The organism is Treponema sp. OMZ 838, from assembly GCF_000775995.1.
Lineage (GTDB): Bacteria > Spirochaetota > Spirochaetia > Treponematales > Treponemataceae > Treponema.
In genome coordinates this window covers 1,660,687-1,675,694 of sequence record NZ_CP009227.1, presented here as the reverse complement: position 1 = coordinate 1,675,694, position 15,008 = coordinate 1,660,687, and the positions used below count along the sequence as shown (strand labels likewise).

The following is a 15,008-nucleotide window of genomic DNA, read 5'->3' as shown; positions in this document are numbered from 1 at the left end:
AAACAGTCATACTGTTTGAGCTTCGGAAGCTCCCCCGCGCGGGTTCGAACCACGGACCCAGTGGTTAACAGCCACTTGCTCTGCCTACTGAGCTACAGGGGAAAGTGATAAATAACTATGGACAAATTTATACCGAAAATAGAAAAAAATGTCAAGCATATCGGATAAAATTATCACACTGGAGCTTCGGCTGGTGTATTATTCTCCTGCCGAAACCTCGGTATCCTTTTTCCCGCGGTTCGTAAAATGATACAGGTATCGTTTTATCTTTTGACTGGCCGTTTTTTCAAATGCTTCAACCTGTTCAATTTTATCGATCCGTGACATCTTATTCACACTGGAATTAACAAAAAATTTAATCTCGTTTAAGATTTCCGCCCGTTTATAAGCCATCGCATCCGTCAAGCCGGAAACAGCGCCCGCTACGGCGGATTGCAAATTCTGAATGGCAGAGCCTTCTTTGTTTTGACTTTGCTCTTTTTGCACGGCAGCAGCAAGTTTTTCTTCATCAAGCTGTACGTAGGCGACAAGTGAAGATTTTTCCCCTTCAACCACGAGCGATTCCGTTACAAGCGGATGCTGATTGAGCACAAACTCAATATCTTCGGGGTAGATATTTTCGCCGCTGGCTCCGAGGATCATGTTTTTTGAGCGGCCTTTAATAGCGAGATGACCTTTTTCGTCCATCACAAAAAGATCGCCGGTTTTAAACCAGCCGTCTTCGGTAAACGAATTTTTTGTGAGTTCAGGGTCGCGATAATAGCCTTTCATCACATTCGGGCCTTTTACCAGCAGTTCGCCGATGCCGGTTTTAGGATCAGGGTTATCGATTTTAATCTCAACATCGGGGATCGCGTAACCGATCCAGCCCGGAACACTTTGGCGAACGGTTGAACCGGCAATGAGTGGCGCCGTTTCCGTCAAACCGTAGCCGATAACATAGGGAAATTTAGCATCTCTCAAAAATTCTTCAACGATTGTATCGGTTTTTGAACCGCCCAAGCCGAAAAACTTCAGGTGTCCGCCGAATGTTTTTTTCAGCTGTTTTCCCGCAAGGCGGTTTAATATTTTTTTACCGAGCTTAGTATGATACAGCCATGCCCGGAACGGGGAGGAGGTCAAAGCCGGAAGTATCTTGTTCCGGTATATTTTTTCCATAACGATCGGAACGCTCAGCATCATTGTCGGGCGCACCTGTAACAGAGCGGGCAGGAGTATCCGCGGGGTTGGAATACCTTCGAGATAGTACACGCAGGCGCCGTTTAAGAAAAACATCAAAAAGCCGATCGTAAATTCATATACATGCGAAAGCGGCAGAATAGAAAGAGCCCGGTCATACTCGTTAATGCGTTGGCAGGATTGCCCCGCGATTGCATTGCAGACAAGGTTTTTATGTGAAAGCTCCACACCCTTGGAACGCCCCGTCGTACCGGACGTATAAATAACGGAAGCGGTGTCGTCTTCTTTACAGGTATGAGGCGGAGGGGTGCCGTCTCTTATCTCCGTACCTTTTTTAACCGAAAAGTCCTGAATATCGATAAGTACCGAAACGGTTTCGGGTACTCGGCTCATCAGTTTGTCCGAAACAATGATTATGTTTGTTTCGGAATGTTCAAGACAGGTTTTAACTTCTTTGTCGGTAAAATCAGGTAGCAGCGGAACGGCAACGGCGCCCATCGTAACAATAGCAAAATAGGCGATTCCCCAATGAGGAACGCTGTGGCTATAGATTGACACCTTATCGCCCGGGTTGACGCCGAGGCGGTACAAACGCTGCTGCAGCTGTTTTATCTGCTTATCGGCTTCTTTGTATGAAATCGGCGCTCCCGACACAAATGAAAGCGCAGGGCGTTCTCCAAACCGCTTGATGCTATTCTCCAGCATCGCTTGAAAGGTATAAGTTCCCAGTTCATTGATTGTTTGCATAGGTAGTTTTCCCCCTACAAGGTACTAGACATCTCTAAAAACTCACGTTTCTAGAGGTTTTCCTCACTTTTTACTATTTTTTTTCGTTACCGGAGCCGCAGCTTCTGCTTCCCGTTCTGCAAGCCGTACCCCCTGCGCTTTTAATCCCTTTTCCGGATAATCCGCGGTTTTAAAGCGTGCTTCGGTTTTCTTTGTTCGAGGCTTGGGCGTATATTGCACCGTAAACTCAAAATTTTCAACCGTACTTGCGTAGAGCACAGTTGCCGTATCAGGTACAAACAGGTAATCACGGTTCAATATATAAGATTCAACCCGTGCCCGTTTGATATACGGATACTGTGTTTTCTCATCTTTATAAATAACCGTAAAGAGGATTTGTGACAATAATTCTTTTTCCGCAAAGCCGCAATACCACATACCGGTATCGACAAAGAGCCGGTCGGGTACATCCATAACGGTGTACACCCCGCTTTTGCGCAGGATAAAAACGCGGTCATACGGCGAAACTTTGAGTATTTCTTTTCCGGTAGTCACGGCGGTGCCGAGGTAGCCGGTTGCTTCGTCATAGCGGAGCGATACATCGCGGTTAACGGCTTCTTTTACATCTACTTTGGTAAAGCCGGTAATCTCCGTTTTGCGCGCCGTGATTTCAGGCGGTAGTTTTGCGAGGATTCCGTCAAGGACGCTGAGCGCATATTTTTTGAGGTTCTTTAAAAGACGGACAATCTCTTTGAGCCGGGCGGAAATTTCCTGTACCTCGGCACGGTTTTTTTGAATGTCGTAGAGCGAAATACGCCGAATGGGGATTTTGAGGAGCCGGTCTACATCGTCTTCCGTTACTTCCCGTATCAGCTCTGCTTTGAACGGTTCAAAACCTTTGATAACCGCCTTAATGACCGACTCGGCGGTTTTCATCGTTTCAATCTTTTTATAAATCCGCTCTTCGATAAATATCCGCTCAAGTGTTCTGAGGTGCAGCCGGTCGGTCAGCATCTCCTGCTCATATAAAAGTTCATCTTTCAGCAAAGCGGTCAGCTGTTTTGCGTGGGTTTTAATAACCTCGGTAACAGTCGTTTGAACCGGCAGATTGTCTTGAATGACCAGCAAATTACAGGAGATCGATTGCTCACAATCGGTAAAGGCATAGAGCGCATCGACAACATCCGCTGCGTACACGCCGCGCGGCAGCTTGAGTTCTATTTCTACTTGTTCCGCCGTATAGTCGTTAATTTCCGAAATTTTTACCTTTCCCGACTTCGACGCCGATTCTATCGAAGCGATGAGGCTTTCGGTAGTGCTGCCGAAGGGGAGTTCACGGATAACAATTCGTTTATCGTCGGAGGTGTCCAACTTTGCCCGCACCAGCACCTTGCCCTTGCCGTCCTGATAGTCTGACACGTCGATAAGCCCGCCGGTCTGAAAGTCGGGATAGAGCGTAAAGGATTTGCCGGAAAGGCAGGCTTTTTCCGCCTCGATGATTTCGCGGATATTATGCGGAAGTATCTTGGTAGACATACCGACGGCAATCCCTTCCGCCCCAATGAGCAGTACGACAGGCAGTTTGGCGCGGAATACGACCGGCTCTTTGTTTCTGCCGTCATAAGAAGGAACATACCGCGTAATATGGGGATTAAACAGGATATCTTTTGCAAATTCGGTGATGCGGCATTCGATATACCGCGGGGCGGAGGCTTCGTCCCCCGTAAAGAGGTTGCCGAAATTCCCCTGCTTGTCGATAAAGAGGCTTTTATTGGCGAGTACCGTCAATGCGTTTCCGATGGAAGCGTCCCCGTGCGGGTGATACTTCATACAGTAGCCGACGACATTGGCAACCTTATGGAACTTTCCGTCATCCATCTCAAAAAGAGAATGTAGGATACGCCGCTGTACCGGCTTGAGGCCGTCCTCTACATCGGGAATTGCGCGGTCACGGATAACATAACTGGCATACTCTAAAAAATTCGTGTTAAATAAACTTTCTACATAATCCATACAAGGTTATTGAGCATAGCGGAAAAACCCGAACGTGTCCAGATTTAGAAAAATCGGAAAGCCTATTTACTCTACGGCATTTTCGATAATACGGATGAGTAAATCGATTCCTTTATAGATGGAGCTTACGGGGATGCACTCAAAACGGCCGTGGAAGTTAAAGCCGCCGGCAAAGATGTTCGGACAAGGGAGTCCCATAAAGGAAAGCCGTGCGCCGTCCGTCCCGCCGCGGATGGGGTGGATAATCGGCGTAATACCGATCTCTTCCATAGACTTCTTCGCAAGGTCGATAATTTCCATATGCGGTTCAATTTGTCCGCGCATATTATAGTAGCTGTCTGTAATGGAAAGCGTGATGATGGCGCCGTATTTTGTGTTCAAAAAAGCAACGGCATTCCGCAGCAGCGTTTTCTTTTGCTCGAATTTGTCGGTAGAATGGTCGCGGATGATATACGACATGGACGTGTGATCCACTGCGCCGTTGAGGTGAGTAAGCAAAAAGAAGCCTTCGTACCCTTCCGTATATTCGGGCTTTTGTTCCACGGGCAGCATAGCGTCCAACTCGCCCGCGACCCGCAGCGAATTGATCATGATATTTTTTGCCGTGCCCGGATGGACATTTTTCCCTTGGATTTCGATTTTCGCACTTGCGGCGTTAAAGTTTTCGTACTCCAGCTCGCCGATTTCTCCGCCGTCAATGGTATACGCAAAATCCGCTCCGAATTTTTTTACATCGAAGAGGTCTGCACCTCTGCCGATTTCCTCATCGGGGGTAAAGCCGATTTTAATCGTACCGTGCTGCACCTGCGGGTTGTCGCGGAGGTATTCAACCATTCCCATGATGATGGTGATGCCCGATTTATCATCAGCGCCCAAAAGCGTGGTACCGTCAGTGGTAATAATGTCTTCGCCGATAAGCTTGTTGAGGAACGGAAATTCCTTTACTGTCAGCGAATAGGTTTCGTTCAGTTTAATATCGCTGCCTGTGTAGTGCACAATCTGCGGGTTGACGCATTTTCCGTCCAAGTCGGGCGCGGTATCCATGTGTGCAATAAATCCGATGACCGGCGCTTTTTTATCGGTGTTGGCAGGGATTGTTCCGTAGACATATCCGTGCGCATCCTGTTCGGCATCGGCTACGCCCAGCTCGTGCAATTCCTGTACCAACATCTTTCCAAGCTCAAGCTGTCCCTTGGTGCTGGGACAGTCGGAATTATCTTCATTCGATTTGGTATCGACTGCAATGTATTTAAAAAAGCGTTTTACTGCATCCATAACGTATTCCTCCTTATTCCTTGCCGCTTACTTTCCGGTAAACAGTTTTTTCAGCATAGCGAATATGCCCGTTTTTTGTTTGACCGGCTGAGTTTGTGCCGAAGACTGTACCGGCGCCTTTCCGGTTCGACTCCGCTGTTCCGGCATTCGGTCTTGGTTCTGCCGTCTCTTTTGCTTTGCCCCCTGCCGTGTATCGCCTGTTTGGGACGGAACGTATTTATCGCCCTTGCGCCGCTTTTTCTCAGGCTGTCCCTGCCGGTTTTTAGCGCGGGTTGCCGGTGCTCCCGCCTTTCCTTTCTTGTCGGCAGCAGGCTGAGCATTGCGGCTTTCTTTGGCGTTTCCCGTACCCTCGTTGGTATCCGCAAGGGCGGCGCTATCCTGTGAGGCAAGTTTTTTTCCGTACTGTTTTTTGTAGTATGCCATCCGCTCTTCAAAGCTCAAGCCGCCGAGTGAGTCGGCAGATTTTCTATCGGTTTTGTCTTCTCCCTGCGCGCATTTCTTTTTACGCTTTGAATCGGCAAGCCGGGATGCAGGTTTCGTTGTTTTAGCGCCGCGCCGTGAGTCTTTCTCATCCCGCCTCAATTTTTCACCGGGTCGCGGCTTGCGTCCGAACCGTCCACCGGATCGTTCTTCGTCAAAGGAGTCGCGGTCAAGCCGTATATACTGATCGGCGCTGCGGTCTTTTTCAAAATCCTCTTCGCCGGGGATAACAACCGGTATCTTTGCTTCTATATACTTTTCGATATCAGGGAGGTTGTACACATCCTGTTCCGAGCAGAGGCTGTACGCAGCGCCGGTCTTTCCCGCCCGCGCCGTTCTGCCGATTCGGTGTACATAGTTCTCCGCCTCATTCGGAAGGTCGTAGTTGATAACCATTGCGAGGTCGTTGATATCGATTCCCCGCGCCGCGACATCGGTTGCAACCAAACAGCTGAGTTTCCCCGCCTTAAACGAATCGATAATATGCAGCCGCTTCGGTTGGGGCAAATCGCCGATGAGAAATTCCGTCGCATAGCCGTTAATGCGCAGCCGCTTTGCAACAATCTCCGTTGTCTTTTTGGTATTGCAGAAGATGATAGCATTTTCCGGTTTTTCGTTACGCAAGATACCGAGCAGCAAAGACATCTTTTGCTCCGCAGCCACGTGGAACAGCTTTTGATTGATTTCATCAACCGTCACATTATCCGCATCGATGGTGATCTCTTTTGCATCGATGGTGTATTCCCATGCGAGGTTCTTTACCCACGTATTTAAGGTCGCGCTGAACAGCATCGTTTGGCGGTCTTCCGCCTTGGACAATACTGAAAGGAGGCTGCGCAGATCAGGATAAAAGCCCATATCGAACATACGGTCTGCTTCATCAACGACTAAAAAGCCGACATTTTTCAGCTTCATGGTTTTTGATTTTTCAAGATCGATAACGCGACCGGGGGTACCGATGATAAGGTCTACTCCGTTTTTAAGCGCTGCTTCCTGCTGCTGATACCCGACGCCGCCGTAAAAGCTTGCGGCACGGATCCCCGTATGTTTACCTAATTTAAGCGCTTCTTCTTCGACCTGTACGGCAAGTTCCCGCGTGGGAACAAGAATCAAAGCGGGGCGGCGGTCTTCGGTTCCTGCAGCAAGCATCCGCTGCATCAGCGTTACCAGATACGCAGCTGTTTTTCCCGTACCTGTTTGAGATTGTACATAAAGATCGGAACCGTCCATTCCTGCGGAAAACACCTGCTCTTGAACCGGAGTGCATTCAATGTAACCGGCTTCTTCAAGCCCCTGTAAAAGAGTGGAATCAAGATTACAATTAGAAAAATTCATTTGTGTATAAGTATAGCACACGGGGGCCGTTATGAATAGCAGATTAAAAGATTTTTACCTTGATAAAACTCTGTTCAAAATGCATTTAAACGGCAAAAAGAAACTATCATCCAAGTCTTGCACTTTTTGCATTAAAAGACTATGCTGTTTGCAAATCGGATATATTATATTGAATAATATAGTATACACACCTATTCACACCATACTTTAGAAGGACGATACTATGCCTGAAAAAAACCTCGTAATGATTGACGGTAATACTGCCGCCGGTCACGTTGCGCATGCGCTCAGCGAAGTTATCGCAATTTATCCTATCACGCCGTCAAGCCCGATGGGGGAAGTTGCTGATGAGTATTCCGCCCACGGAAAAACCAATATCTGGGGAACCGTGCCGCAAGTTGTCGAATTGCAATCCGAAGGAGGAGCTTCCGGCGCTGTTCACGGTGCATTAACCACGGGAGCGCTCTCTTCAACCTTTACCGCATCACAGGGTCTCTTACTGATGATCCCCAATATGTACAAAATTGCCGGTGAGCTTACCAGCACGGTGTTCCACGTTGCAGCCCGAGCCTTGGCAACCAGCGCTCTTTCCATCTTCGGCGACCATCAGGACGTTATGGCATGCCGCCAAACCGGTTGGGCAATGCTTGCTTCCAATTCCGTACAGGAAGTTATGGATCTCGCGATTATCGCTCATACTGCGACGCTCGAAGCGCGCGTTCCGTTCCTCCACTTCTTCGACGGTTTTAGAACCTCCCACGAAATTCAGAAGATTGAAGAAGTTTCGCAGGATGTGATGCGTCAGATGATCAATGATGATCTGGTACGCGCACACCGTCTCCGCGGCTTAACACCCGAAAAACCGATGATCCGCGGAACTGCTCAGAACCCTGACGTATACTTCCAAGCGCGCGAAGCAGTCAATAAATACTATCTGGCAACCCCCGAAATCGTGCAGCGGGTTATGGATAAATATGCAGCCTTGACCGGACGCGCTTATCACCTGTTCGACTATTACGGCGATCCCAATGCTGAATCGGTCATCATTCTGATGGGTTCCGGTGCTGACACGGTAGAAGAGACCGTAGACTATCTGAATAGTCAAGGTAAAAAGTACGGCTTACTGAAAGTACGCTTATACCGCCCCTTCAGCGCGGAGGCCTTTGTAAAAGCATTGCCCGCCTCCGTACAAAACATCACGGTACTTGACCGCTCGAAAGAACCCGGCTCGCTCGGTGAAGCGCTCTACGAAGATGTACGTACCGCTATCGGCGAAATGCAATCCGCAAAGAAATGCCCCTTTACTCACTATCCCGTTATCCTCGGCGGCCGCTACGGTATGGGTTCAAAAGAATTCACCCCGGCAATGGTGAAAGCCGTATTCGATAATATGGAAGGAGAAAAGAAGAGCAACTTTGCCGTCGGTATCGAAGACGACGTAACCCATGTAAGCCTTGCCTACGACCATCACTTCCATGTTGATGATTCCGGTATGCATCAGGCTATGTTCTACGGACTCGGCTCGGACGGTACGGTCGGTGCCAACAAGAACTCCATCAAAATTATCGGTGAAGCGACCGACAACAACGCACAAGCCTATTTTGTGTACGACTCCAAGAAGTCCGGATCGATTACTACCTCGCACTTGCGCTTCGGAAAGAAAAAGATCCGCAAGCCTTACCTCGTCGGGCAGGCAGACTTTATTGCGTGCCATAAATTCACCTTCCTCGAAACGTATGATATGCTCAAGAGCCTTAAAAAAGGCGGAACCTTCCTTTTGAACAGCCACTGGAATAAGGATGAGGTATGGGAGCACCTGCCGATAGAAGTGCAGAAAGATCTTATCGCGAAAGAAGCGAAGTTCTATGTTATCGACGGTGTAAAGATTGCGGAAAAAGCAGGCATGGGCAACCGTATCAACGTTGTTATGCAAACCGCATTCTTTAAAATTTCCGGTATTTTGCCCGAAGCCGAAGCGGTAGCGCTGATTAAGAAATTTATCGAAAAATCCTACGGCAAGAAAGGGCCGGAAATTGTTCAGAAGAACATCAAGACCATCGATATGGCGCTTGAAGGCGTTGAACAGGTTACCTACCCCAAAGAAGCAAACAGCAAACTTTCGCGCCATGCCGCAATGAGTTCCGATGCGCCGGAATTTGTCCGCAAAATACTGGGCAAAATCGCTATCAATGAAGGCGATGCGGTAAAGGTAAGCGAAATTCCGGCAGACGGTACCTTCCCGACTGCAACGACTCAGTATGAAAAACGCGCAATCGCAGAACGCATCCCGATTTGGAAGAGCGAACTCTGTATCCAGTGCGGTCAGTGTACGGTTGTGTGTCCTCATGCCGTTATCCGAATGAAGGCATTCGACAAATCCAATGCCGACCGTGCGCCTTCGACATTCCGTTCCATTCCGTATAAGGGCAAGGAATTCGACAACTCGCTGTTTACTATTCAGGTTTCTCCCGAAGATTGTACGGGATGCGGTATCTGTGTCGAGCAGTGTCCTGCGAAGTCCAAGGAAAATCCCGCAGTTAAAGCAATCAATATGGAAAGCTTTGTTGAACACCGCGCCGTTGAATCGGAAAACTGGAAGTTCTTTATGAGTCTCCCCGACCCCGATACGCGCAAGGTCAACTTGAGCCAGCCGAAAGGTCTCGGTATGCGCCGTCCGCTCTTTGAGTTCTCCGGCGCCTGCGCAGGCTGCGGTGAAACGCCCTATATCGGCGTCTTATCGCAACTCTTCGGCGACCGTGCCGTTATTGCGAACGCAACCGGTTGTTCTTCCATTTACGGCGGTAACCTCCCCACAACTCCGTATGCAAAACGCGCGGACGGACGAGGCCCGGTATGGTCGAACTCCCTCTTTGAAGATGCGGCTGAATTCGGTTACGGTATGCGCTTAACCAGCGATAAACTTGCAGAATACGCACGCGAAGTTGCCGGAAAGCTCAAGGCAAAAGGTGTTGCCGTTGCCGCTATTGATAAGGTACTGGGCAATACGCAGGCTGATGATGCTGCAATCGACGAGCAGCGCGGCTTTGTCGATGAGCTGAAAAAAGAATTGGAAAAATCTTCCGACCCGCTCGCAAAAGAGCTGCTGTCCTTAACCGATCACTTTATTAAGCGTTCCGTATGGATACTCGGCGGTGACGGCTGGGCATACGATATCGGCTACGGCGGTTTGGATCATGTTCTTGCTTCCGGCAGAAACATCAATGTACTGGTTATGGATACGGAAGTATATTCCAATACCGGCGGTCAGATGTCAAAGGCTACTCAGATCGGCGCTATCGCAAAGTTTGCCGCATCCGGTAAAGAGACCAGCAAAAAAGACCTCGGTATGATGGCGATGAGCTACGGTTATGTGTATGTTGCACAGGTTTCCATGGGTGCAAATATGTCGCAGGTTATTAAAGCATTCCGTGAAGCGGAAAGCTATGACGGACCTTCGATCATCATCGCATACAGCCATTGTATCAACCACGGTATCAACATGACGAAGGGTATGTTGAACCAGAAAGAAGCTGTTGCCTGCGGTCTGTGGCCGTTGTACCGCTACGACCCGCGCTTAACCGATCAAGGTAAGAACCCCTTCCAGCTTGACAGCAAAGAGCCGGACTTTAACCTTGCAGACTTTATGTATAAAGAAGTACGCTTCAAGTCGTTAAAGAATGCAAACCCCGAACGCGCTCAAATGCTGCTTGATAAAGCGGTTGCGAAGGCGAAGCGGCGCTGGCAGGAGTATAAATATCTTGCCGATCGCCCGTTCTAAGCGGATACGGTAGAGGGTGCGGGGCTGTCGAAAAAGTAACCACCTTTTGAGACATCCCCGTACTCGGTAATATAACGCTAAAAACAAGCCGCTTACTTCCGGTTGGAGGCAAGCGGCTTTGTTATGAAAGGCACTGTAAAAGTTTTGCAGCGCCTTTTTTATTCGTGGAGAAGGACTCATCTCCGATATGCCACGCCGAAAAACACGGCGTTTCCTACCAGCCTCCCGAAGCTCCGCCACCCCCGAAACTTCCGCCGCGGCCTGCATAACCGCTGCCGCTTGAATAGCTTCTGTTTGAACCCAGACTATAACCCCTTCCGGAACCTGAAGTATAGTTTCTATTCGAACCTGAAAAATAACTTGTATAAGGACCTCTGAAACGCAACTTAATGATTAAACAAACCAACACTATCGGACTGGCAAATATCAAGACCAGCAGCGCAAATGCCAGTATTCCCGGAAGAGAGGTATTTTCATCGGTACTGTTATGCTTCATGAGGGTTTCATCTTGAAGCACGTATCCGGCGATAGTTTTTACGCCTTGAAGAATTCCGCTTCCATAATTGCCGTTTCTGAATTCGGGGCCGATGATATTGCGTATAATCCGGCCGGCATCAGCATCCGTAAGAGTTGATTCAAGCCCGTAGCCTACTTCAATATGCATTTTCCGGTCATGAGCCGCCACCAGCAATAAAACACCTGAATCATGTTCTTTAGAACCTAACTGCCAGGCCTCAGCCACACGCATCGAGTAATCTTCAAGATTTTCTCCCTCAAGTGAGGGGATCGTTAGAACGGCAATTTGGAGGTCTGATCTTTTTTCAACTTCAAAAAGGAATTCTTCTATTTTCTTTTCCTCATCGGCAAAAATAATACCGGCTAAGTCATTTACCCGTCCTTTAAGAGAGGGCACATTAAGGCCGAAAGCTTTAAACAAGATCAAAAATAAAAAACACAAGATAAATAGGCTTTTACTATTTTTTTTCAAGTCCCTTACCTCTTGCATACGCGGTTGTATTTTATTATATAAGGCAACAGGCCAAGCCGCAAGAGTATTGAGAAACCATCACCTTTCATATTTTTTTCGTTGACAAGTTTTTGAAAGCAGCGGTATAATCAACCTCATCCGGGCGCTTGAAAAACCGTTTTGAGGCTCTTAGGATGCTATAGTGTTTTTCAAAAATTTATAGGAGCTAAAAAGAAGTCTTCTAACATGAAAAAATTTGGAATTGTAGCGGTTTGTTTGTTGTTAACCGGGCTTATTGCCGGATTCGGACAGCAAAAGAAAGCGGACGATGTGCTGAGTGTTATCAATAATGCGAAAGACACAAGCATTGAACAGTTAATCGAGCGTGCAAACTGATAATAAAAAACTACAGGAAAGATACTTCAAGCCTTTTTATGTGACTTTTCGGGGCGAAAATCGGGGAAAATCCCCGTTCTAAGCCTTTCAAAAAATCACACAAGGGTTTGTACTAACCTGTGGTCATGTATGAAATCGTAGGTTTTAAGCAACAAAAAACACCGTATTGCTACGATGTTTTTCGTTGTCCATATTCTGTTCAAGATACTGGCAAATTGGAATTGTTCTAAGTCTTCTCGGTTGCACCTTCTTGCCCTTCGGACAAGGAGTCTCCCTCGTTCAAAGAGCTCGGTCAATTTCTGTTTAACGATTTCTTTTTCCGGTATTTTCTGTCCCTCGGATTTCCTCATGATAGAAATAATCCACGATCACCGGATGTCCCTGCGGGACTCTGCCATAAGGCATTTCATTATCCACAAAGGGACAATCATACTTTTTAGCCATTTCCTCAGCTTTTACTTCAAGTGCTTCAAAGTAGCTGCGGTTATGCTTGTTATAGATCTCATCGTAAAGCGGTACAAGATCAGGATATTTTCCAGCGATATAATCCATAATCGTCTTCTTGAAACCGCCCCGAAGATTGAGATTTTCGAGCCAGAACAGATCGCACTGACCCTTTACCCGCTCAAAGATCGCTTCAAAATCCGTGATACCGGGGAATACCGGGGATACGAAACAGACTGTACGGATACCTGCATCATATACCTGCTTCATAGAAGCGATACGACGCTCAATGCTCGAAGCAGAGTCCATATCGTTCTTGAAATTTTCATCCAGTGTGTTGATCGACCATGAAACGGTTACTCGTCCAAGCTTCTTCAGCAGATCAATATCCCGTACCACAAGATCAGACTTTGTGCAGATTAGAATATCTGCGTCACTGCCGATCAGCTGCTCCAGAAGTTTTCTGGTATTCCCGAATTGCTCCTCCTGTGGATTGTAGCCATCCGTCACAGAACCGATGACCACACGCTGTCCGGCATATTTCTTCGGATTTTTAATTTCCGGCCAATGCTTCACATCAAGGAAAGTGCCCCATTCCTCCTTGTGTCCGGTAAAGCGCTTCATAAAAGAAGCATAGCAATACTTGCAGGCATGTGTACAGCCTACATAGGGATTGACCGAGTAACCGCCTACCGGCAGACTGGACTTGGTCATGATGTTCTTTGTTTCCACCTCACTAATGAGGATTCCATCGATTACTTCTGCCATGATCTCTGTGCCACCAACACTTTATTGAATTCTTCCGGCATTTCCTGAATCATATTTTCATCCCCTATGATAGAGACAAGGTCTTCCTTCATAAACACCGGAATGCCGAGCGCGTGTGCCTGATCCGTCAGAGACCATGCCCACTCCGGCTCCGTATGAACCTTCCTGCTCTGAGCTCCAGTCATGGTGCCGACAACGATCCAGTTGATTCCGGAAAGACCAACTGTACCGGGATCGTCGAATAACGGCTCAAAGGTAACATGGTAGTGTTTTGCTCTGACGTTTTTCCGAAGGGCGTCAATACGCCACAGTTCTGCTTTCCTCGTTACCGTAACGCCAAACCATGCGTTTTCCAGATCGGTATCAAAATCCAGCAGATCGGGGCGCTTGGTAAGAAACAGGAACTGGTGCTGTGGATTTTCACGGATCTTTGCAAATACCTCGTCTCTCCATTCCGACTTCCATCCGGAGAGATCGCTCATGCCGGTAAGAAGAAAGTTCTGCGGACGTTTCTTTTTCATCATCTTGAGCTTACCCGGGAAGAACTCAGGAACAGCGAAATCATCAATCATATGCCAGCGCCTCACATTGTTGCGGGCATAGCAATATGCACACCCCACTGTGCAGCCGATGACGATATTCATGTTCTGAATCTGATTTTTGATACAAATACTCATGACTCCTGCCAATCCTCAAGATTCTTTCTGATGCGGTCGAGGCATTCCTCAAACCGGGTAATTTCTTCCTCCGAAAAACCTTTGTAGTAAATGCTGCCCATATCATCAGATACAGAATCGTACTCGCCCTTTAAGGCATGTGCTTTCTCAGTCAGAAACAGGAGTGTTTTCCTTTTGTCCGTTTCAGACTGAACGCGGCTTATCAGCCCTTGATTTTCCATTCTTTCCAGCATCGTCGTAAGAGAAGTTATCGCTAATCCACATTTGATCGAGAGTGACCCAATCGGGATTCCATCCTCCTGCCACAGCACATAAAGAATACGCCCCTGGGCTCCATTGAACGCATCAATATTCTTTTCACTGAGAATCTTCTCAAAGATCCGGTCTCCAAGCTGTTTTATTTTGGTAACAAGGAATCCTCCATTCATTTCCATACAAAAGATCCTATATAGTAGTTTATCAAATCATACTATATAGGAGTTTTATTGTCAACAGTTTGTATGTCTAAATAGAGGTAAATTCCGATTTGTCGTTCTTAATCAAAAGTATTATACCACTTCTTTGTAAACTTTTCCGCCCCTTCGACTATACTCTCAACTTAATGACTTCTTGAATACTTGCCGAAAAAGAAAACTGCCAGCAATTAGACAGAACTCCGATTGATTGTACTTCGGCTTTTCCTCTTGCTTGTCTTTCCAAAGGGATTGCAGTTCCAAAGCAAAGGCTTTTTCGTCATTTAGAACGAATTTTGAAAAGCGTTTAACTGCCGATAATATCAAGGCTTCAACAGTATCAGCACTAATTGTATGGGAAGTACAAGAATTAACCCTGCTTGCATACCCGCCGCAACGGTAAGAATACTGGATAGAACCATCTTTCTTCTTTGTCCAGCGTATTTTATATTTCTCGTTGACAAGTTTTTGAAAGCAGCGGTATAATTAACCCCATCCGGGCTCTTGAAAAACCGTTT

General features: G+C 47.4%; 11 protein-coding genes and 1 tRNA gene. 2 read left to right on the top strand and 10 right to left on the bottom strand.

Annotated elements, in window-relative coordinates; all coding sequences use genetic code 11:
- Window positions 1-29: 29 nt before the first annotated feature.
- The 5 genes from QI63_RS07570 to QI63_RS07550 all read right to left on the bottom strand — a co-directional run bounded on the left by QI63_RS07570 (window position 30) and on the right by QI63_RS07550 (window position 7,008).
- A tRNA-Asn gene (locus tag QI63_RS07570) sits at window positions 30-102 on the bottom strand.
- Window positions 103-198: 96 nt separating this feature from the next.
- The gene (locus tag QI63_RS07565) at window positions 199-1,926 is read right to left on the bottom strand and encodes an AMP-binding protein (protein ID WP_044015217.1); all 1,728 of its coding nucleotides are present in this window, start codon (window positions 1,924-1,926) and stop codon (window positions 199-201) included.
- Window positions 1,927-1,989: 63 nt separating this feature from the next.
- Window positions 1,990-3,918 carry a DNA topoisomerase IV subunit A gene (locus tag QI63_RS07560; RefSeq protein WP_044015215.1) on the bottom strand — a complete coding sequence of 643 codons (1,929 nt, stop codon included), beginning with the start codon at window positions 3,916-3,918 and terminating at the stop codon, window positions 1,990-1,992.
- 66 nt (window positions 3,919-3,984) lie between these two features.
- Window positions 3,985-5,193, bottom strand: coding sequence for a peptidase T (gene pepT, locus QI63_RS07555; RefSeq protein WP_044015213.1), 1,209 nt, complete (start codon window positions 5,191-5,193; stop codon window positions 3,985-3,987).
- A gap of 27 nt (window positions 5,194-5,220) precedes the next feature.
- On the bottom strand, window positions 5,221-7,008 hold the full coding sequence (locus QI63_RS07550; protein ID WP_044017186.1) for a DEAD/DEAH box helicase: 1,788 nt from the start codon (window positions 7,006-7,008) through the stop codon (window positions 5,221-5,223).
- A gap of 223 nt (window positions 7,009-7,231) precedes the next feature.
- Between QI63_RS07550 and nifJ the strand changes: the two genes are divergently transcribed.
- Window positions 7,232-10,786 carry a pyruvate:ferredoxin (flavodoxin) oxidoreductase gene (nifJ, locus tag QI63_RS07545; protein ID WP_044015211.1) on the top strand — a complete coding sequence of 1,185 codons (3,555 nt, stop codon included), beginning with the start codon at window positions 7,232-7,234 and terminating at the stop codon, window positions 10,784-10,786.
- A 214-nt stretch (window positions 10,787-11,000) separates the two neighbouring features.
- Here the strand turns inward: nifJ and QI63_RS07540 are convergent, their stop codons facing one another.
- Complete coding sequence (locus QI63_RS07540; protein WP_081984427.1) at window positions 11,001-11,792, bottom strand: TPM domain-containing protein; 792 nt, start codon at window positions 11,790-11,792, stop codon at window positions 11,001-11,003.
- Between the two features lie 207 nt (window positions 11,793-11,999).
- Between QI63_RS07540 and QI63_RS12960 the strand changes: the two genes are divergently transcribed.
- Window positions 12,000-12,149, top strand: a complete 150-nt coding sequence (locus QI63_RS12960) for a hypothetical protein (protein ID WP_158506661.1) — start codon at window positions 12,000-12,002, stop codon at window positions 12,147-12,149.
- Window positions 12,150-12,452: 303 nt separating this feature from the next.
- Here QI63_RS12960 and QI63_RS07535 read toward each other — a convergent pair whose 3' ends face one another.
- From QI63_RS07535 to QI63_RS13540, 4 genes are all read right to left on the bottom strand, one after another.
- Window positions 12,453-13,361 carry a radical SAM mobile pair protein B gene (locus QI63_RS07535; RefSeq protein WP_044015209.1) on the bottom strand — a complete coding sequence of 303 codons (909 nt, stop codon included), beginning with the start codon at window positions 13,359-13,361 and terminating at the stop codon, window positions 12,453-12,455.
- A complete protein-coding gene (locus QI63_RS07530; protein ID WP_044015207.1) occupies window positions 13,349-14,038 on the bottom strand; it encodes a radical SAM mobile pair protein A in 690 nt (229 codons plus the stop codon). Before QI63_RS07530 ends, QI63_RS07535 begins: the two co-directional genes overlap by 13 nt.
- The gene (locus QI63_RS07525; protein WP_016518098.1) at window positions 14,035-14,472 is read right to left on the bottom strand and encodes a radical SAM mobile pair system MarR family transcriptional regulator; all 438 of its coding nucleotides are present in this window, start codon (window positions 14,470-14,472) and stop codon (window positions 14,035-14,037) included. Before QI63_RS07525 ends, QI63_RS07530 begins: the two co-directional genes overlap by 4 nt.
- Window positions 14,473-14,631: 159 nt before the next feature.
- Window positions 14,632-14,934 carry a recombinase zinc ribbon domain-containing protein gene (locus QI63_RS13540; protein ID WP_200877784.1) on the bottom strand — a complete coding sequence of 101 codons (303 nt, stop codon included), beginning with the start codon at window positions 14,932-14,934 and terminating at the stop codon, window positions 14,632-14,634.
- Window positions 14,935-15,008: the final 74 nt, after the last annotated feature.

Coding starts and splice junctions, on each gene's coding strand:
- QI63_RS07565 (WP_044015217.1), bottom strand. CDS start 1,926: ATGCAAACAATCAATGAACTGGGAACTTATACCTTTCAAGCGATGCTG.
- QI63_RS07560 (WP_044015215.1), bottom strand. CDS start 3,918: ATGGATTATGTAGAAAGTTTATTTAACACGAATTTTTTAGAGTATGCC.
- pepT (WP_044015213.1), bottom strand. CDS start 5,193: ATGGATGCAGTAAAACGCTTTTTTAAATACATTGCAGTCGATACCAAA.
- QI63_RS07550 (WP_044017186.1), bottom strand. CDS start 7,008: ATGAATTTTTCTAATTGTAATCTTGATTCCACTCTTTTACAGGGGCTT.
- nifJ (WP_044015211.1), top strand. CDS start 7,232: ATGCCTGAAAAAAACCTCGTAATGATTGACGGTAATACTGCCGCCGGT.
- QI63_RS07540 (WP_081984427.1), bottom strand. CDS start 11,792: ATGCAAGAGGTAAGGGACTTGAAAAAAAATAGTAAAAGCCTATTTATC.
- QI63_RS12960 (WP_158506661.1), top strand. CDS start 12,000: ATGAAAAAATTTGGAATTGTAGCGGTTTGTTTGTTGTTAACCGGGCTT.
- QI63_RS07535 (WP_044015209.1), bottom strand. CDS start 13,361: ATGGCAGAAGTAATCGATGGAATCCTCATTAGTGAGGTGGAAACAAAG.
- QI63_RS07530 (WP_044015207.1), bottom strand. CDS start 14,038: ATGAGTATTTGTATCAAAAATCAGATTCAGAACATGAATATCGTCATC.
- QI63_RS07525 (WP_016518098.1), bottom strand. CDS start 14,472: ATGGAAATGAATGGAGGATTCCTTGTTACCAAAATAAAACAGCTTGGA.